Below are 18283 nucleotides of genomic sequence, written 5' to 3' on the forward strand. Positions count from 1 at the left end.
GTGCTGGCGGGTCACGCGATGGTGCGCACCGACACCGGCGCCGGTGACATCCAGGCGACCCGGCCGATGCTGGAGGGCGCGGTCCGCGCCCGGCTCGCGAACCACCCCGGCGTGACGATCGTGCCCGACTGCGACGTGGCCGGGCCCGTGGTCGAGGGCGGTCGGGTGACCGGGGTCGAGGTCGTCCGCAACGGCGAGCGGGAGGTGCTCGCCGCCGACCTCGTGATCGACGCGATGGGCCGGTCCGGGCGGGCGCGGTCGTGGCTGGCGTCCCTGGGGCTGCCGACGCCCGCCGAGGAGCGCATCGACGTGAACATGGTCTACGCGAGCCGGTTGGTGCGGCCGGAGACGCCGTTCCCGGACAAGCTCGTGCTGGTCGGCCCGGTGCCCGGTCGGCCGACCGGGTTCGCGTTCGCCGCGCAGGAGCACGGTCAGTGGATGGTGACCCAGGTCGGCATGGCGGGCGACCACCCGCCCTCGGACGAGTCCGGCTTCCTGGCGTTCCTCAAGCGGTCCGCGCCGCCGGACGTGCAGGACGCCGTCGCCGCCTCCGAACCGCTCACCGAGATCCGCACCCACCGGTTCCCGGCCAGCCTGCGCCGCCGCTACGAGCGGCTGCGGCAGTTCCCGGCCGGGCTGCTGGTCTTCGGTGACGCGATGTGCAGCTTCAACCCGATCTACGGCCAGGGCATGACCGTCGCGGCGCTGGAGTCCGAGGCCCTGCGGCGGTGCCTGGCGGACGGCGAGGCGGACCTGGCCGCGCGGTTCTTCCGCGCCGCGGCCAAGATCATCGACCCGGTGTGGCAGCTCAACGCGCTCGGTGACCTGGCGCTGCCGGAGGTGCCCGGCCACCGCTCGCCCTCCACCAAGGCGTTGAACATGTACGTCGCCCGGCTGCAACGCGTCGCCGCGCACGACCCCGTGGCCGCGACCGCGTTCATCCGCACCATCGGCCTCCTGCAACCGCCGACGTCGATCCTGCGCCCCGCCGTGCTGGCCCGCGTCGTCCTCGGGGGTGTGCGCGGCAAGTAGGGCGCAACCGGGCCGCCGGGCACCGCCGAACAGCTACCTTTGCACCATGCTGCTGCCGTTCGCGATCATCGCGGTGAGCCTGGTCTACGTGGTCGCGGGGGTGATCAGCCGCCGGGTCCAGCCGCGCAACCGGATCGGGCTGCTGCTGGTGCTCGTGGGCGTGGGCTGGCTGCTCGACTACACCGTCGAGGACGGCCCGCTGCTGCTGATGCTGGTGGCCAAGAGCTGGCCGTCGCTGCTCGGTCACGTGCTGGTCGGGTTCCCGACCGGCAGGCTGCTGACGCTGCCGCGGCGGCTCGTCGTGGCCGCCGGGTACGCCGAGTCCGTGGTGCTGTGCGTGGCCCTGGAGTACAAGCACCAGCCGTGGACGGCGTCGATCATCGACTCCGAGACGGTGATGACGGCCGTCATCGGGATGACCATGCTGGTGCTGCAACTGCACCGCTGGCGGTGCAGCAGCATGGCGCAGCGGCGCACGCTCACCGCGATGCTGGGCGCGACCGCGGTCGCGATCATCGCGTTCGTGGTGTGGGAACCGGTGGAACGCGCGGGCCTCAACCCGCCGGTCGTGGTGCTGATGCTGGCGTTGAGCGGCATCCCGTTCGCCTACCTCGCCGGCCTGCTGCGCCGCCGGATCGACCGCGGCGAGGTGGCCGACCTGGTGGTGCGGCTCAGCGGCGGCAGCCCCCACGCCGGGGTGCAGGAGGCGCTGGCCGCCACGCTGCACGACCCGGGCCTGCGCGTCGCGTACTGGGTGGCCGAGCAGGAGCGGTACGTGGACCCGGACGGCCGCCCGGTCACGCTGGACTCCGTGCACACCAGGGTGGACCGGGGCGGCACGCCCGTCGCCGTGGTGCTGCACGACCCCGTGCTCGACCTGGAACTCGTGGACGCCGCCTGCGCCGCGGTGGGCCTGGCGCTGGAGAACGAACGGCTCACCGCCGAGCTGCGCGCGAAGGTCCGGCAGCTGGCCGACTCGCGCGCCAAGGTGCTGCGGGCCGCCGAGGACGAACGCCGCCGGCTGGAGCGCAACCTGCACGACGGCGTCCAGCAGCGGCTGCTGTCGGTGGCGATGACGCTGGGACTGGCGGAGACCGTGCCGCCGGAACGCGGGCGGGCGCTGGCCGGCGAGGCCAAGCAGGCGGTGCTGGCGACCATCGACGACGTGCGCGCGGTGTGCCACGGCATCCACCCGCCGGTGCTGACCGAACGCGGCCTGCACGGCGCGGTGCGCGAGCTGACCGCGCTGGCCGAACCGCGGGTGGACCTGACGCTGGACCTGCCCGCCACCGTGCCGCCGCTGGTGGAGACGACCGCGTCCTACGTGGTGGCCGAGGCGCTGGCGAACGTCACCAAGCACGCCGAGGCGTCCCGGACGAAGGTCGTGATCAGCGGCCGGGACGGTCGGTTGGTCGTCGAGGTCGACGACGACGGGCGCGGGGGAGCGGATCCCCGGCGCGGCTCGGGGCTGCGCGGCCTCGGTGAACGGGTGGAAGCGAACGGGGGGACGATGCGGGTGGTCAGTGCGGCGTCGACGGGCACGAGCGTGCGGGTGGTGCTGCCGTGCGCGTCGTGATCGCGGAGGACTCGACGTTGCTGCGCGAAGGGCTGTCGCGGCTGCTCGTGGAGGCCGGGTTCGACGTCGTGGCGGCGGTCGAGGACGCGACGGCGCTGACGGCGGCGGTGGACGAGCACCGGCCCGACGTGGCCATCGTGGACATCCGGATGCCGCCCACGCACACCGACGAGGGCCTGCGGGCCGCGCTCGTGCTGCGGCGGCAGTACCCGGCGACCGGGGTCCTCGTGCTGTCCCAGTACGTCCGGGTGAGCTACGCGGCGGAGCTGCTGGACGCGGGCGCGGACGGCGTCGGCTACCTGCTCAAGGACCGGGTGTCGGACCTGGCCGAGTTCACCTCCGCGATCCGGCGCGTCGGCGCGGGCGGGTCGGCGTTCGACCCGGAGGTGGTGAGCCGGTTGCTGGTGCGCCGCCGGGACGACAGCGACGACCGCCTGACCGACCGGGAGCGGGCGGTGCTCGCGCTGATGGCGGAGGGGCGCACCAACCAGGCCATCGCGCAACGGCTGTTCATCGCGGAGCGGACCGTGGAGAAGCACTGCACGAGCATCTTCACCAAGCTGGACCTGTCCGCGAGCCCGCACGACCACCGGCGCGTGCTGGCCGTCCTGCGCTACCTCAACGCCTGACCCGTGGTGCGGTTAACCGCACCACGGGGTGGGGGTGGCACGATTCCGCCGCACCCTCCCGCGCGGGCACGCTGGGCGGCATGCAACTGGGGCAGAACGCACATGTGGACGAACCCGCGGTCGGCGCGGTGGCCGCACCGGGCCGGAGGCCGCGCGCCGGTTACCGCACGGACCTGGTGACGGTGCTGCTGGGCACCTGGTTCTCGATCGGCCTGTTCCTCGACGCCTGGGCCCACTCCAACGTGCCCGAGCTGGAAACCTTCTTCACGCCGTGGCACGCGGTGTTCTACTCGGGGTTCGCCGCGACCGGCGCGTGGATCCTGTGGGTGCTGTGGCGCAACTACCAGCACGGCCTGCGGGGGCTCGACGCGATCCCCGTCGGCTACGGGCCGGCGGTGTTCGCGCTGCCGGTGTTCGCCGCCGCGGGCGTCGGCGACTACCTGTGGCACACGTTCATCGGCATCGAGCAGGGCATCGACATCCTGTTCAGCCCGACCCACCTGGCCCTGATCACCTCGATGGTGCTGATCCTCACCACGCCGCTGCGCACCCTGTGGAGCGACCGGGACGTGATCAGCCCGTCGTTCAAGCAGTTCCTGCCCGCCGTGCTGGCGCTGGCGTTCACCGCCTCGCTGGTGCTGCTGTTCGCCGGTTACGCCGACGCGACCGTGTTCACCAGCGGCGAGGTGATCAAGGCGTTCTCGTTCCAGAAGGGCGCGAACAACATCGGCCGGGCGGGCGACCTCGCCGCCGCGATCATGCTCACCAACCTGATCATGGTCGTGCCGCTGCTGCTGGCCGCGCGCCGGTTCCGGCCGCCGTTCGGCAGCGCCACCCTGCTGGCGTTCGTGGTGATGCTGCTCAGCACCGCCGTCGCCAACTACGAGAACCTCAGCACCGCCGCCGGGTTCATCGTGGCCGGCGTCCTCATCGACGTGCTGCTGCTCAAGCTGCGCCCCTCGGAGCTCCGGGTGAAGGAGTACCGGATCTTCGGCGCCGCCGCGTCCTTCGTCACCTGGGCGGTGTACTTCGTCACGGCCATCGTCGACCAGGGCACGACGCCGAGCGTCACCGAGATGTGGACCGGCGCCCCGGTCATGGCCGCGCTGCACGGCCTGCTGATGGCGGCGGTGCTCGTGCCGACCGCCCGCCGGTGAGGGCGCTGCTCCTGGCCCTCGTCCTGCTGGTCACCACCGCCGCACCGGCCCGGGCGCACGCCGGCGGCCTCACCCCGCAGGACCACCTGAGCCGGGTCACGGCGATCGACCCGCCGCTGCCCGGCGTGACGGCGACCATGGTCAACCACGGCAGCCAGGTGGAGGTCCGCAACGGGGGCGCCTCCCCGATCGCGGCCGGCGACCACGGGGTCGGGCCGGGGGAGACCTACCGCTTCCGCGACGAGCGCACCACCGCGCCCCGGTGGGAGGTGCCGCTCGGCACCTCGGTCATCGAGGGACGGGTGGACGTCACGCCGGGTCCGAACCCGTTGTGGTGGCTGCTGATCATGGCCGCGCTCGCCGTCGGCGGCTACTTCCTGGGCCGCGGGCGCGCGCTGCTCGCCGCCGGCGTGGTCGTCGTGACGGCCGCGCACGTGTGGCACGCGGTCGGCTCGACGCTCGCGGTGACCGGGGAGCCGTTCGTGCCGCTGCTGCTCGGCGCGAGCGGCGTGGGCCTGGTCGCGTGGCCGCTCACGGTCGTCGCGGCGGTGGCGGCGGTGCGGCGCAAGCCCGCGACCGCGTTCGTGGCGGCTGTCGTGGGCGCGATGTTGGTGGTGGCGGGGATACCGGACTTCGACAGCTTCCGGTTCTCCCAGCTGCCGTTCGCCGGTCCGGCCGACGTGGACCGGTTGCTCGTGGCACTCACCCTCGGCGGCGGCCTCGGCCTCGCCGCGGGCGGGTTCGACTACCTGAGAAGGGCTGGTTCGACCGCATGAAGAAGGGCACCCCGATCCTCGCCCTGCTGTTCGCGCTGCTCGCGCTCGCGGGCTGCTCGTCCACCCCGGAGCCGGTGGCGGCACCCGGACCGCTCGTGCTCCGGCTGTCGGTGGACCAGCCCTCGCCCGAGCGGGTGGAGGCGGCGCGCGGGCAGGCCGTCGAGCTGACCGTCACCAGCGAGGAACCGGTGGACGTGCACGTGCACGGGTTCGACGTGCTGGGCTGGGCCGAGCACGACAAGCCCGCGGTGCTCCGGTTCACCGCCGACCGGACCGGCACGTTCGAGGTGGAGGCGCACCCCGACACGCTGCTCGTGCAGCTGGTGGTGCGGTGACCCTCGCCGGTCCGGTGGTCCTGGCGCACGGCGTCGGCGCGCGGCACGACCTGCCGCTGCCGCTCGACCTGGTGCTCCAGGGCGCGGCCGTCGCGCTGCTGGCGTCGTTCCTGGCGCTGGGTCTGCTGTGGACGGAGCCCCGGTTCGACGCCGCCGAGCCGAAGCCCGGGCGCGACTGGTGGCCGGTGCGGCTGCTGGTCGCGGTCGGCCTCGTGCTGGTGCCCGCGGCGGCGTGGCCGCACCTGGTGTTCGTGCTGCTGTGGGTCGGCGTGGCGGTGCTGTCGGTGCTGCTGGGGCCGGTGTGGCGGGTGCTCAACCCGCTGCGCCTGGCCGCCCGCGCCACGCTCGGCCGCGCCTACCCCGAACGGCTCGGCCACTGGCCCGCCGCGCTGGGCCTGCTCGCGTTCACCTGGGTGGAGCTGGTCGAGCCGGACGCGCTGCCGTGGTTCCTGGTGGCGCACGCGGTGGTGAACGTCGCCGGCGGGGTGGTGTTCGGCGGCACGTGGTTCGAGCGGGCCGACGGGTTCGAGGTGTTCTCCACGCTGCTGGGCCGGTTGTCACCGCTGCGCGGCAATCCGTTCCGCGTGCTCGTCGCCACCCCCGTGCGGCCGGGCCTGGTCGCGGTGGTCGCCGTGCTGCTCGGCTCGACCGCGTTCGACAGCATCGGCTCCAGCCCCGCGTGGGAGCGCCTGTCGGTGCCCGACTGGGCCGGGCTCCTGGCGGCCGTGGCGCTCGTGGCGGGCACCTACCTGCTCGCGACCCGGTCCCTGGGCGGGCGGCTCGCGCACTCGCTGGTGCCGATCGCGGCCGGGTACGTCGTGGCGCACTACTTCTCGCTGCTGGCCGTGGAGGGCCAACGGGCCGTCGCGCTGCTGCTCGGCGTCACCGGCTTCACCCCGGACGACACCCTCGCCGCACCCGTCCTGGTGGCGTCCGTGCAGGTGGGCGCGGTGCTGGCCGGGCACCTGCTGGCCGTGGTGTCCGCGCACGACCGCGCGTTGCGGCTGCTGCCGCCGCGTGAGCACCTGACCGGCCAGGTGCCGTTGCTGGTGCTGATGGTCGGCTACACGGCGGGCGGCCTGGCATTGTTGTTCGCGGGGTGAAAGAGTTCGACTACTCCGCGACGTTCTGTTGCTCCAAAATTACTCGACCGGGTTAACTGATTAACTCGATGGGATGGTTCTGCCCGCATTCCAGCGGACGGACCTCTGGTGTGACGATGTGGCGTGGTGTGCCTGTCACCTGATCGTTTGGCGTTTATCGGCACTCGGATGAACCGGCTTCTCCCCTGATCGGGCGGATCACTAGGTTTCCAGGAGTGGATTCGGCGGATTCGTGGAATTCATCCGGGTGTCGAAAGGGCGTCGATGAGCATTTACCTGACAGGTCTGCTGTGGGTCGGCGGGGCGGCCATCGCCGCCGCGGTGCTGGCCTACCTGATCCGTCGGTACGGCGAGCTGGAGGGTCGCTCGGCCAACAACGAGGCCGCGGGCCAGGTCTTCACGATCGTGGGAGGCCTGCACGCGGTCCTGGTGGCGTTCGTGCTCATCGCCCTGTTCGACGCCGTCAACGAGGCGTCCGACGCCGCGTACCGGGAGGCCGACGGGCTGGTCGCCGCCACGTGGGCGAGCGACGCGCTGTCCGAGGGAACCGGCGCCGAGGTGCGGCAGCTGTCGCGCGAGTACGCCCAGACCGTCATCGACGACGAGTGGCCGTCGATGACGGCGGGCACCGCCGTCGAGTCGGACGGGTGGGCCCAGCTCGACCGGCTGCGCCAGGTCGTGGCCAACGCGGCCGCGACCGACGAGTGGCGCAACGAGCGCAAGATCGAGGCCGCGAACCAGCTGTGGAAGGTCTACGAGGCCAGGCAGCAACGGCTGGACGCGGCCGGCGGCGGTGTCAGCAACGTGGTGTGGTTCGTGCTGATCGCGGGCAGCGTGCTGGCCATCCTCCTGCCGCTGCTGTTCGGCGGACCGCGCATCCGCACGCACGTGCTCATCGTGGCCACCCTCGCCGCGACCATCACGCTGCTGCTCTACGCCACCTCCCAGCTGCAGAACCCGTTCGGCGGCGGTGCCGGGGTCACCCCCGACGCCTTCGAGGCCGCGGTGGAGCGATTCGGATGATCGAAGCGCTCGCGCAGGTCGTGTGCACCGTCATCCAGGTGGAGGCGGGGGCTCACGGCTCGTCGACCGCTTTCCGGGTCCAGCTGCCCTCCGGCGAGACGACCGCGCTGAACGCGCTCGACGTGCGGCTGAACGCCCTCGGCTACTCCGCCCGGCAGGACCTCGTGTACGGCGTGGACGAGCGCGGCAGGCTCGTCGCGCTCGACCGGTCCGGCCGGCCGGTCGGTGAGCCGACGCGCCCGTCCGACCTGCTGTCAGGCGCGACGGCGGGCGTGGTGGTGGACGAGCGGCTGGTGGTGCGGCAGGGCCTGCTGCTGCGGTCGGTCGACATCGACCCGGACAGCTCCAGGTTCGGCCAGGTCGTCCACGAGGTGTGGATGTGGCCGTCGGAGGCCGTGACGGTCGACGACTTCGACGTCAACCCGGACGACGGCCTGCTCTACGGCGTGTCCACCGCGTTCGGCCACGGCCAGGTGGTCACCATCGACCCGGACACCGGCCGGACGACACCCGTGCCGGGCGCGGGGCGGCTGCCCCGCGGTGACAGCTACGGCGCGGTGACGCTCGCACCGGACGGCGCGCTCTACGCGACGAACAACAGCCACGGCGGGCGCAGCACGTTGTGGCGGGTGGCGCTGGACGGGTCGGGCGTGGTCACGCAGATCTCCTCGGGGCCCGCGGTGCGGACGATCGACTCGTCGGGCTGCCTGACGCAGCCACCGCCGACGACCACGACCACGCCGACCCCGACGACCACCACCGTGCCGACGACCACCACGACGACGCCGCCGACCACGACGACGACCACGACCACCCCGGCACCGACCACCACCACCCCGGCACCCACGCCGACCACGACCACGACCACGACCCCGCGCCCCACCCCGCCGACCACCACGACGACCGTGCGGGCCCAACCGGTCGTCACCCTCACGACCACGTCGGAGCCCGTCGTGCCTCCGCCACCCCCCGAGCCGCCCCTGAACACGCCCCCACCACCGCCGCCACCCCCGAACACGCCGGAACCGCCCCCGCCCTCCGGCCTGGAAATGCCGGATCGGCGGGCGGAGACGGTGATGCCGAAGAACCACGTCCTGCGCGACCAACGGCGGTGGGGCCTGGTCGCGCTCATCCTGATCATCGGCGCGGCGGCGCTCGCCCGGCAGGCCGCAGCCAGGCGGAGGTAGGGCGGTGGCCAGGCGGCGGTAGGGCGGCCGGTCCTCAGACCGCGAGCATCCGGCGCACCTCCTCGTCGTGCAGCTCCTCGACGGCCCCCGCGTGCACGACCTCGCCCGCGTCCATCACCACGAAGCTGTCGGCCAGCCGCAGCGCGAAGTCCAGGTACTGCTCGACCAGCAGCACGGTCAACCCGGCCTCCCGGTGCAGCCGCTCGATCGCGGTCTCGATCTCGTCGATCACCGACGGCTGGATGCCCTCGGTCGGCTCGTCCAGCAGCAGCAGCCGCGGCCGGGTGATCAGCGCCCGCGCGATGGCCAGCTGCTGCCGCTGACCGCCGGAGAGGAACCCGGCTGGCCGCTTGGCGAGCTGCCGCAACGCCGGGAACACGTCCAGCGCCTCGTCCACCGCCATCGGGTCGCGGTGCCCGGTGGCCTCCAGCGTGACCCGCAGGTTCTCCCACACGGTCAGCTGCGGGAACGAGACGTGCCCCTGCGGCACGTACGCCATGCCCGCGCGGACCCGCTGGTGCGTCGGCACGCGCGTGATGTCCCGCCCGTCCAACGTGATGCGCCCGGCCGTGGGCGTGAGCGTGCCCATGACGGTCTTCAGCAGCGTCGTCTTGCCGACGCCGTTGCGGCCCATCACGCACACCAGCGACCCGGCCGGCACCTCCAGCCCCACGCCGAACAGCACCCGCGCCCGCCCGTAGGACACGTCCACCCCGGACACCGACAGCATCAGGTCACCGCCTTCCCCTTGGCCCGCCCCAGGTACACCTCGCGCACCCGCGGGTCCTCCTGCACCTCGGCCACCGAGCCCTCGCGCAGGACGTGACCCTGGTGCATCACCGTGACCTTGCGCGCGTACCGGCGCAGGAACTCCATGTCGTGCTCGACCACGACCACCGTGTGCGTCGCGGCGATGCGGTGCAGCAGCTCGCCGGTCCGCTCGCGCTCGGACCGGCTCATGCCCGCCACCGGCTCGTCCAGCAGCAGCAGCTTCGGCTGCTGCACCAGCAGCATCCCGATCTCCAGCCACTGCCGCTGCCCGTGCGAGAGCACCCCGGCGGGCCGGTCGGCCAACGCGGTCAGCTCGGCCACCTCCAACGCCGAGGCCACCGCGTCCGACACGCCGCGCCGCCGCCGGAACAACGACCGCAGCGGCAACCGGAAGCTGTCCGCGAGGTCCAGGTTCTCCACCACGTTCAGGTCCTCGAACACGGTCGCGGTCTGGAACGTGCGGCCGACGCCCATCCGCACGATGTGGTGCTCGCGCCTGCCCACCAGTTCCCGGCCGCCGAACGCGACGCTGCCCGACGCGGGCTTGGTCAGCCCCGTCACCACGTCGATCAGCGTCGTCTTGCCCGCGCCGTTCGGCCCGATGAGGAACCGCAGCTCGCCCTCCTCGACGGTGAGGTCCAGCCCGTCGAGCGCGGCGAACCCGTCGAACACCACGCGCAGCCCGCGCACCTCCAGCAACGCGCTCACGCCGTCACCCCCGCGGGCTGCCGACGGGACGCCACCCGCTCGCGCACCGACCCGACCACGCCCGCCAGGCCCTTGGGCGCGAACACCAGCACCAGCACGAACAGGCCGCCCTGGAGGTACAGCCAGCCCTCCGCGAAGTCCTCGCTGAACAGCGTCTTGGCGTAGTTGACCGCGATCGCGCCGGCGATGGCGCCCGCCAGCACGAACCGCCCGCCGACCGCGACGCCGACCAGCAACTCCAGCGAGGGCACGATGCCGAGCATCGCGGGGGAGATGATGCCGACGACGGGTACGAACAACGCACCTGCCAGGCCCGCCATCACCGCGGAGAGGGTGAACGTGATCGTCTTGACCAGGGCCGGGTCGTAGCCGAGGAACCGCACCCGGTCCTCGCCGTCGCGCACCGCCACCAGCAGCCGGCCGAACCGGCTGCGCACCAGCAGCTTCGCCACCAGGAACGTCGCGCCCAGCACCAGGGCCGCGACGGCGTACACGGCGCGCTGCCCGTTCGGGTCGGTGAGGTCGAGCCCGAAGAACCGGCTGAAGTTCGTCATCCCGTTGGTGCCGCCGGTGAGCCCCTGCCGACCCACCAGCAGGATGACGAACGCCGCCGCCAACGCCTGGGACAGGATCGCGAAGTACGCGCCGCGCACCCGTTGCCGGAACACCAGCAGCCCCAGCAGGAACGCGACCAGGCCGGGCACCACCACGACCGCCGCCAGCGCGACGACGGGGTTGCCGAACGGCTTCCACAGCGCGGGCAGCTCCTCGACCCCGCTCCACACCATGAAGTCCGGCAACCCGGCCGACCCGGCCTCCTCCAGCTTGAGGTACATGGCCATCGCGTAACCGCCGAGCCCGAAGAACACGCCCTGGCCCAGCGTCAGCATCCCGCCCTGGCCCCAGGCCAGCGCGATCCCGACCGCGACGATCGCGAAGCACAGGTACTTCGCCAGCAGCCCGAGGCGGAACGGCGAGAGCGCGAACGGCGCCACCGCCAGCAGCACCACGCACACCACCAGGGAGATGCGACCCCACGTCATACCAACGCCCTCCCCTTCAGCACGAACATGCCCTGCGGCCGGACCTGGAGGAACGCGATGATCGCCACGAACACCAGCACCTTGGCCAGGCTCGCGTCGGTCCAGAACTCCAGGTAGCCGTTGAGGAACCCGAGCGCGACCGCCGCCAGCACCGCGCCGCGCAGCTGGCCGAGCCCGCCCGCGACGACGACCAGGAACGCGTCCACGATGTAGGAGGTGCCCAGGGTCGGGCCGACCGGGCCGACGAGCGTCAGCGCGACGCCCGCCACCCCGGCCAGCCCCGAGCCGAGCAGGAACGTGAACCGGTCGACCCGTGCCGTGGCGATGCCGCTGTAGGCGGCCAGCTCCCGGTTCTGCACCACCGCCCGCATCCGACGGCCGGCGGGCAGTCTGGTCAGGTAGAGCCACACCCCGACCACGCACAGCACGGCCAGCGCGATGATGAACACCCGGTTGTGCGGCAGGCGCACGCCGAGCAGGTCGACGCCGCCGGTCAGCCAGGTCGGAGCCGTCACCTGGACGTTCGGTGCGCCGAAGACGTCACGCGCCAGCTGCTGCAGCACCAGGCTCACGCCCCAGGTCAGCAGCAGCGTGTCGAGCGGCCGCCCGTAGAACCGCCGGATCAGCGCCCACTCCAGCAGCAGGCCCAGCAGCCCGGCCACGACGAACGCCACCGGCAGCGCGATGAGGAACGACTGACTGGTGATTCCCTGCACGAGGTAGGCGGTGTACGCGCCGGCCATGATGAACTCGCCGTGCGCCATGTTGATCACGCCCATCTGGCCGAACGTGAACGTCAGGCCGAGGGCGATCAGCAGCAGCACGGCGGCGATGCTCAGCCCGATGGGCAGTTGGTTCGCCAAGGCGCCCACGTCAGCTCAACCCGCCCGCCCAGTCGTACGACTTGAGGTAGGGGTCCGGCTTGATCGGGCCGGGGGAGGACCAGACCTCCTTGATCTGGCCGTCGGGCTGCACCAGGCCGATCCGCGCGGTCTTGGCCACGTGCTGGTTCCCGCCGTCGATGGTGGTGGTGCCCTCGGGCGCCTCGATCGCGATGCCGCCCGCGGCCTTGCGCACCGCCTCGACCTCGGTGGTGCCGGCCTTCTTCACCGCCTCCGCCCACAGGTGCACGGCGTTGTACCCGGCCTCCATCGGGTCGGACGTCACCTTGTCCGCGCCGTACTTCGCCTTGAACGCCTTGACGAACGCCTCGTTCGCGGGCGTGGCGGTGGTCTGGTAGTAGTTCCACGCCACCAGGTGCCCGGCCACGTTCTCCGGCCCGATGCCCTTGACCTCCTCCTCCGCGACGCTCACCGACACCACGGGCGTGGCCTGCGGCGTGATGCCGGAACCGCGCAGCTGCTTGAAGAACGCCACGTTGCTGTCGCCGTTGAGGGTGTTGAACACCGCGTCCGGCTTGGCGTCGGAGATCTTGTTGACCAGCGTGCTGTACTCCGTGTGGCCGAGCGGGGTGTACTCCTCGCCCAGCACCTCGATGCCCTTGGCCGCCGCGTACGCCTTGATGATCTTGTTGGCGGTGCGCGGGAACACGTAGTCGCTGCCCACCAGGAACATCCGCTTCTTGCCCTGCGACGCCAGGTAGTCCAGCGCGGGCACGATCTGCTGGTTGGTGGTCGCGCCGGTGTAGAAGATGTAGGGCGAGCTCTCCAGACCCTCGTACTGCACCGGGTACCACAGCAGCGCCTTGTTGCGCTCGAACACCGGCAGCATCGCCTTGCGGCTGGCGGAGGTCCAGCCGCCGAACACGGAAGCCACCTTGTCCTGCGAGATCAGCTTCTGCGCCTTCTCGGCGAACGTGGGCCAGTCCGACGCGCCGTCCTCGGTGACCGGGACGACCTTCTTGCCGAGCACGCCGCCCTTGGCGTTGATCTCCTCGATCGCCAGCAGCTCCGCGTCGCGCACGGTGACCTCGCTGATGGCCATCGTCCCGCTCAGCGAGTGCAGGACGCCGACCTTGATCTCGTCACCGGAGGCGCTGGTGCCGCCACCGGGTTCGTCGACGCAGGCCGTGGCGAGCAGGACGGGCAGGAGGAGGGCGATCAGACCGCGCCTGGAGGTTCTGGAACGCACCGGCGGCTCCTTTCGGCAGGTGGAACCGAGAAGCTATGAACCGCGTGTTGCGTGCCGGGCGCGCGAGGTTACGTTCGTGTGGCCAAATTCGCACGGTATCCAGTCGTGACCTCTCGCGCTCACCGCGCGCGTCCGCCGCGTCATCCGTTCGGCCGCAGCCATCGTCCGAAGGTGTGACACCACGGCGGACCATCGGCCGACGATCCGGCACCGGCCCCCGCCCTACGTTCGGTCCCGCTGTTCGTTCGGGAAGGGGGGGACATGGGCGCACGCATCGCGGCGTTGGACGTGTTGCGCGGGGTGGCGATCCTGGGCACGTTCGGGACCAACGTCTGGGTCTTCACGCACCCGCAGGGCGTGACGGGGTTCCTGGCCGACTTCGGCTCGGGCGGGGGGACGACCGTCGAGTCGGTGCTGCAGCTGCTCACCAACGGCAAGTTCCTGGGGTTGCTGTCGATCATGTTCGGCATCGGCCTGGCGATCCAGCACGGGTCGGCGGTGCGGCGCGGTCGGCGTTGGCCGGGGTGGTACCTGTGGCGGTCGGCGTTGCTGCTGCTGGAGGGCCTGCTGCACTACCTGCTGGTCTTCGAGTTCGACGTGCTGGTGTTCTACGCGGTGGTGTCCGTGCTGGTCGCCTTCCTGGTGGCGCGGGGCTCACGGGTCCAGGTCGGCTGGATGGTCGCGGCCGGCGCGGTGAACCTGGCCGTGGTCGCCCTGATCACGGTGGGGCTGCTCCTCGGTGAGACGTCGGTCGGCGATCCTGGGTTCGTCCTGGCCGGGGACAGCTGGTGGGGCGGGGTGGTGGACCGCGTCCGGTACTTCGGGGTGTTCCGCGCCGAGGGGTTCCTGGTGCTGCCGCTGAGCACCGTGCTGTTCCTGGCCGGCGCGCGGCTGTTCCGGGCGGGTGCGCTGGAGGACTCCGCGCGCGGGGCCGTCCTCCGGCGGCGGCTCGTGGTGTGGGGCCTGGGCGTCGGCGTGCCGCTGAACGTCGCCACGACCCTGGCCGGGCCGGACTGGTTCGCCGTCGACCGGTACGTGTGCGCGCCGCTGGTCGCGTTCGGACTGCTCGGCGGGATCGCCGCGCTGGTGGACCGGCTGCGCGCCGAACCCGGCCCGCTGCGCCGGGGCGTCACGGCGGTCGGCCGGTCGGCGTTGAGCTGCTACGTCGGGCAGAACGTGCTCGCGTCCGTGCTCTGCTACCGGTGGGGCCTGGGCCTGACCGACCGGTGGGGCCACCTGGGCGCGGGCTTCACCGTCGCCGTGTGGCTGGTGATCAGCTCGCTGCTGGTGCTGGGCGCGTCGTGGTGGATGGGGCGGTTCGCGCGCGGTCCCGTGGAGGCGGTGTGGGACCTGGCGTACCGGGCGCCGCAACGCCTCTTCCACCGGGTTGCGGCCTAGGTCGTGTTTCAGATGTGGCGTAGCCAGATGTTGATGGCGGCGACGTCGATGGTGGCCTGGTAGCGGACGGCGAGTTTGTCGTAGCGGGTGGCCACTGCCCGGTGCTGTTTGAGCAGGTTGATGCCGCACTCCACGGCGTGGCGCTGTTTGTAGACCTCTCTGTCGATCGTCGGTGGCCGCCCGCCCGAGGAGCCTTTGGCCTTGCGGTGGGCGGCCTGGTCGCGGGGCTGGTCGATGGTCGCCTTGATCCTCCGTTGTCGCAGGTAGGCGCGGTTGGCCTGGGAGCTGTAGGCCTTGTCCGCCAGAACCCGGTCCGGGCGGGTCCTGGCCCGACCGGACCCGAGACGCGGCACCGAGATCTGCTCGATCACCGGCACGAACTGCGGGCTGTCGCCCCGCTGCCCGGCGGTGACCAGCAGCGACAACGGCCGTCGGCCCTGCTCGCAGGCCAGATGCAGCTTGCTGGTCCACCCGCCCCGCGACCGGCCCAGCCCGTGATCGTCCGGCTCGATCCCGCCTTCGTCGGTATCGGGCGGCTCGGCCTGGAGATCCCCCTTTTCCGTGCTCCGGCGGCGTGCTGGTGCGCCCGCATGATCGTGGAATCCACCGACACGTCCCACACGACCAGCCCGTCGGCATCCGCACGGGCCTGCAACGCGGTCAGGATCGCCCGCCAGACCCCGGCACGCTGCCAGCGGCGGAACAACCCGTACACGGTCTGCCAAGGCCCGTACTCCGGTGGGACGTCGCGCCACGGACAACCGGCCCGCGTCCGCCAACGGACGCCGTCGATCAACTGCCGCTTGCTCCACTTCGGCGGACGACCAGGCCTGCGTCCCACGGGCAGCAGCGGTTGCAGCACCGCCCACTGCGCGTCGGTCAGGTCATGCCGCCCCGCCACCGCTACGCTGGCCACGAGGTCTCCGGTACTGCGGTTTCGCTTGGTCGCTAAACCACTTACCGGAGACCTCTCCGCGTTCCGGTCACCGACACGCCGCCAACCACCTCACTTCTGAAACACGGGCTAGCGGCGCGGTGGGCTCCCACGGGGTCCACCGCGCATCCCGTAGTCGCCGCAGCAGGGGAGAACCGGTGGCGTGGCCGCGCTGCTATCGTCCGGTGGTCACCGCACGAACGCCTGGGGGGTTAGCCGTGGGGGACGTTCCCGAACGATGGGCGTCGGTGCGCGCCGTGCTGCCCGCCGTCACCGCGCGGTTCGCGGACCTGGTCGGTGCCGCGGACCCGAAGGCGCTCGCCACGTCCGAGTGGACGGTCGCGGACACCGCCGCGCACGTCGTCGCCATCGCCTCGATCTACACGACGCTGCTCGCGCCCGACGGAGCCGAGGTGGCGGACCCGGCCCTGGCCGAGCGCATCCCCACGGTCACCGTGGACACCGTCGCGGACCTGAACGACCTGGCACTGCGGCGCTTCACCGAACGCGACCCGGCGGCGCTGACGGGGATGCTGCGGTCCATGGTGGCCTCGATCATCGACATGACCGAGGGCGCGGACCCCGAGTCGACCGTGCCGTGGCTGGGCGCGTCCAGGCTGCCCGTCGCGGGCGTGCTGGCCCACTTCGTCAACGAGCTGCTCATCCACGGCTGGGACATCGCCCGCGCGGTCGACGCGCCGTGGCCGATGCCGTCGGAGGAGGCCGGGCTGTTCTTCGACCTGTTCATCATCGGCCTGGCGCGCAACGACTTCGGCACCCTGCTCGACGACGCGCCACGCGACGACCGCCGCATCGCCGTCGCCTTCCGCTCCCGCCACACGGCCCCGGTGACGCTGGTCCTGCACCGCGGCCGCGTGACGGTCGGGGAACCGGGCGGCCGGGTCGACGTGCGCGTCACCTTCGACCCGGCGGTGCTGCACCTGGTCCTGTTCGGCCGGGTCAGCCGGGTCCGCGCCGCGCTGACCGGCAAGCTGCGCGTGACCGGCCGGCGCCCGTGGCTGCTGCCGACCTTCCTGCGCGCGGTCCGCATGCCGACGAACGCCGTCCCGCTGTCCGCCGGCTAGTCCTCCCGGACCAGGTCGCGGCCGCTCCGGGCACCGGGCGTCGGTGCGAAGTCGGGTCCGCCCCCAGGCCGCAAGTGCGCCCACCGCGGCCGGTCCGCACGTCAGCGAGCGACACCGGGCGGTGCGGCCGACAGCAGGCGGCGCAACGCGGCGGGCGTGTGACCGACGTGGTCGCGCACGGTCCTCGTCAGGTGTGCCTGGTCGGCGAAGCCCAGGTCGGCCGCCAGCCCCGCCAGGTCGGTCTCGCCGGCCTCCAGCCGGTCGACCGCGCGCCCCACCCGGACCCGGTTGCGGAACCTCGTCAGCGACACGCCCACCTCCCGGCCGAACGCCCGGCTCAGCCGGTACGGCGACACGCCCAGCGCCTCGGCCAGCGGCACCAGCCCGGCCGACTCCGGCGCGTCCGCCAGCACCGCCGCCCGCGCCGCGGCCACCACCGCGCGGTCCGCCGCACCGGGCAGCGGGCGGTCCGCGAACCGACCCGCCGCCGCGCCCACCAGCCGGACCAGGTCCTCCGCGACGCCGAACTCCACGTCCCGACCGGAGACGAGCCTGCGGTGCGCCAGGTCCACCGCCGCGTCCACGTGGAACGCCGACCGCGCCGGCCGGTCCTCACCCACCACCGAGCGCCACAACCGCGGCCGCACCCACACCGCCGTGCACAAGTCCCCGCCGGCCGGGTGCGCGAACTCCACCGGCTCGCCCGGGACGCCCAGGTACGCCGTGCCCGGCTCCGCGTCGAACACCCCGTCCCGCGCCCGCCGCCGGAACCGCCCCCGCCGCACGAGCACGACCAGGTGCCCGTCCCGCACCTCGGCCTCCGACCACCCGGCGTGCGCACTCGCGCAGGTCACCGCGTCCACCCTGAAATCGGCCGACTCGGCCAGCGACACCGACGTGAGCACACCCGCAAGCTACGCCGGGGGTACGACAAAGAAGTTCAATACCCGCGCCCGACCGATCGGGAAGGCTGTCGCCACCACGAGAAAGGACTGACCATGCGCCTCGCCACGATCCTCCTGGACAGCGCCGACCCGGCGAAGCTGGCCGCGTTCTACACCGCCGCGACCGGCTGGGAGGCCACCTACGCCGACGACGACTACGTCTTCCTCGGTGACGGCGGCCCGGTGCGGCTCGGCTTCCAGCGCGTCGCCGGCTACCAGGGACCGGGCTGGCCGGACGACCGCAAGCACGCCCACCTCGACTTCAAGGTGCCCGACGTCGCCGCGGCCGTCACGACCCTGCTCGACCTGGGCGCGACCAAGCCGGACTTCCAGCCCGACGAGGAGAACTGGACCGTCCTCACCGACCCCGAGGGCCACCCGTTCTGCCTCTCGACCGACTAGGGGACCGGGGGATGACGGAACCGCCCGGCGGGGCGGCGCGGTGTGGGCGGGGGGGGGTGCGGGGAGGGCGGAACCCGCGGGCGGGAGGG

The 18283-nt window shown here is 72.5% G+C and carries 18 protein-coding genes and 1 pseudogene; 12 read left to right on the forward strand and 7 right to left on the reverse strand.

All coding sequences use genetic code 11. The features are described from left to right. From AB0G02_RS11160 to AB0G02_RS11200, 9 genes are all read left to right on the forward strand, one after another. The coding region (locus AB0G02_RS11160) for a 2-polyprenyl-6-methoxyphenol hydroxylase-like oxidoreductase (protein WP_360792539.1) at positions 1-1032 on the forward strand (1032 nt) is incomplete at its 5' end. 46 nt (positions 1033-1078) lie between these two features. Beyond that, positions 1079-2608: a sensor histidine kinase gene (locus AB0G02_RS11165; protein WP_360792541.1), complete on the forward strand. Its 1530-nt coding sequence runs from the start codon at positions 1079-1081 to the stop codon at positions 2606-2608. Continuing rightward, a complete protein-coding gene (locus AB0G02_RS11170; protein WP_360792543.1) occupies positions 2596-3237 on the forward strand; it encodes a response regulator transcription factor in 642 nt (213 codons plus the stop codon). Before AB0G02_RS11165 ends, AB0G02_RS11170 begins: the two co-directional genes overlap by 13 nt. A gap of 80 nt (positions 3238-3317) precedes the next feature. Next, positions 3318-4394 (forward strand): hypothetical protein, encoded by a 1077-nt coding sequence (locus tag AB0G02_RS11175; RefSeq protein ID WP_360792545.1) that lies wholly within the window; start codon positions 3318-3320, stop codon positions 4392-4394. After that, complete coding sequence (locus AB0G02_RS11180) at positions 4391-5170, forward strand: hypothetical protein (protein ID WP_360792547.1); 780 nt, start codon at positions 4391-4393, stop codon at positions 5168-5170. The genes AB0G02_RS11175 and AB0G02_RS11180 overlap by 4 nt, the downstream gene beginning before the upstream one ends. Beyond that, a complete protein-coding gene (locus AB0G02_RS11185) occupies positions 5167-5505 on the forward strand; it encodes a hypothetical protein (protein WP_360792549.1) in 339 nt (112 codons plus the stop codon). The genes AB0G02_RS11180 and AB0G02_RS11185 overlap by 4 nt, the downstream gene beginning before the upstream one ends. Beyond that, positions 5502-6608, forward strand: coding sequence for a hypothetical protein (locus AB0G02_RS11190; protein ID WP_360792551.1), 1107 nt, complete (start codon positions 5502-5504; stop codon positions 6606-6608). Before AB0G02_RS11185 ends, AB0G02_RS11190 begins: the two co-directional genes overlap by 4 nt. Positions 6609-6872: 264 nt before the next feature. Next, positions 6873-7631 (forward strand): hypothetical protein, encoded by a 759-nt coding sequence (locus tag AB0G02_RS11195; RefSeq protein WP_360792553.1) that lies wholly within the window; start codon positions 6873-6875, stop codon positions 7629-7631. Beyond that, positions 7628-8818 carry a hypothetical protein gene (locus AB0G02_RS11200; protein ID WP_360792554.1) on the forward strand — a complete coding sequence of 397 codons (1191 nt, stop codon included), beginning with the start codon at positions 7628-7630 and terminating at the stop codon, positions 8816-8818. The genes AB0G02_RS11195 and AB0G02_RS11200 overlap by 4 nt, the downstream gene beginning before the upstream one ends. A gap of 34 nt (positions 8819-8852) precedes the next feature. Here the strand turns inward: AB0G02_RS11200 and urtE are convergent, their stop codons facing one another. From urtE to urtA, 5 genes are read right to left on the reverse strand one after another with little or no spacing between them, the layout of a single operon-like run. Beyond that, on the reverse strand, positions 8853-9548 hold the full coding sequence (urtE, locus tag AB0G02_RS11205; protein WP_360792556.1) for an urea ABC transporter ATP-binding subunit UrtE: 696 nt from the start codon (positions 9546-9548) through the stop codon (positions 8853-8855). Then, positions 9548-10297 (reverse strand): urea ABC transporter ATP-binding protein UrtD, encoded by a 750-nt coding sequence (gene urtD / locus AB0G02_RS11210; RefSeq protein WP_360792558.1) that lies wholly within the window; start codon positions 10295-10297, stop codon positions 9548-9550. Before urtD ends, urtE begins: the two co-directional genes overlap by 1 nt. Next, complete coding sequence (gene urtC, locus AB0G02_RS11215) at positions 10294-11340, reverse strand: urea ABC transporter permease subunit UrtC (RefSeq protein WP_360792560.1); 1047 nt, start codon at positions 11338-11340, stop codon at positions 10294-10296. The genes urtD and urtC overlap by 4 nt, the downstream gene beginning before the upstream one ends. Next, positions 11337-12212: an urea ABC transporter permease subunit UrtB gene (gene urtB, locus AB0G02_RS11220; protein WP_360792562.1), complete on the reverse strand. Its 876-nt coding sequence runs from the start codon at positions 12210-12212 to the stop codon at positions 11337-11339. Before urtB ends, urtC begins: the two co-directional genes overlap by 4 nt. Before the next feature lies 1 nt (position 12213). After that, on the reverse strand, positions 12214-13431 hold the full coding sequence (urtA, locus tag AB0G02_RS11225) for an urea ABC transporter substrate-binding protein (RefSeq protein ID WP_360792564.1): 1218 nt from the start codon (positions 13429-13431) through the stop codon (positions 12214-12216). Between the two features lie 261 nt (positions 13432-13692). Between urtA and AB0G02_RS11230 the strand changes: the two genes are divergently transcribed. Further along, the gene (locus tag AB0G02_RS11230) at positions 13693-14829 is read left to right on the forward strand and encodes a DUF418 domain-containing protein (RefSeq protein WP_360792566.1); all 1137 of its coding nucleotides are present in this window, start codon (positions 13693-13695) and stop codon (positions 14827-14829) included. Positions 14830-14837: 8 nt separating this feature from the next. Here the strand turns inward: AB0G02_RS11230 and AB0G02_RS11235 are convergent. Next, positions 14838-15730 (reverse strand): annotated as a pseudogene (locus tag AB0G02_RS11235) (IS5 family transposase). Positions 15731-15981: 251 nt separating this feature from the next. Between AB0G02_RS11235 and AB0G02_RS11240 the strand changes: the two are divergent. Further along, the gene (locus tag AB0G02_RS11240; RefSeq protein WP_360792568.1) at positions 15982-16848 is read left to right on the forward strand and encodes a maleylpyruvate isomerase N-terminal domain-containing protein; all 867 of its coding nucleotides are present in this window, start codon (positions 15982-15984) and stop codon (positions 16846-16848) included. Between the two features lie 101 nt (positions 16849-16949). Here the strand turns inward: AB0G02_RS11240 and AB0G02_RS11245 are convergent, their stop codons facing one another. Next, entirely contained in the window at positions 16950-17753 is an 804-nt protein-coding gene (locus tag AB0G02_RS11245) for an AraC family transcriptional regulator (protein WP_360792570.1), read from the reverse strand. A gap of 93 nt (positions 17754-17846) precedes the next feature. Here AB0G02_RS11245 and AB0G02_RS11250 point away from each other — a divergent pair, with 93 nt between their 5' ends. Next, positions 17847-18194 (forward strand): VOC family protein, encoded by a 348-nt coding sequence (locus tag AB0G02_RS11250; RefSeq protein ID WP_360792572.1) that lies wholly within the window; start codon positions 17847-17849, stop codon positions 18192-18194. Positions 18195-18283 lie beyond the last annotated feature (89 nt).

Origin of the sequence: Actinosynnema sp. NPDC023658 (assembly GCF_040639995.1) — a bacterium.
In the GTDB taxonomy this organism is placed as follows: domain Bacteria; phylum Actinomycetota; class Actinomycetes; order Mycobacteriales; family Pseudonocardiaceae; genus Actinosynnema.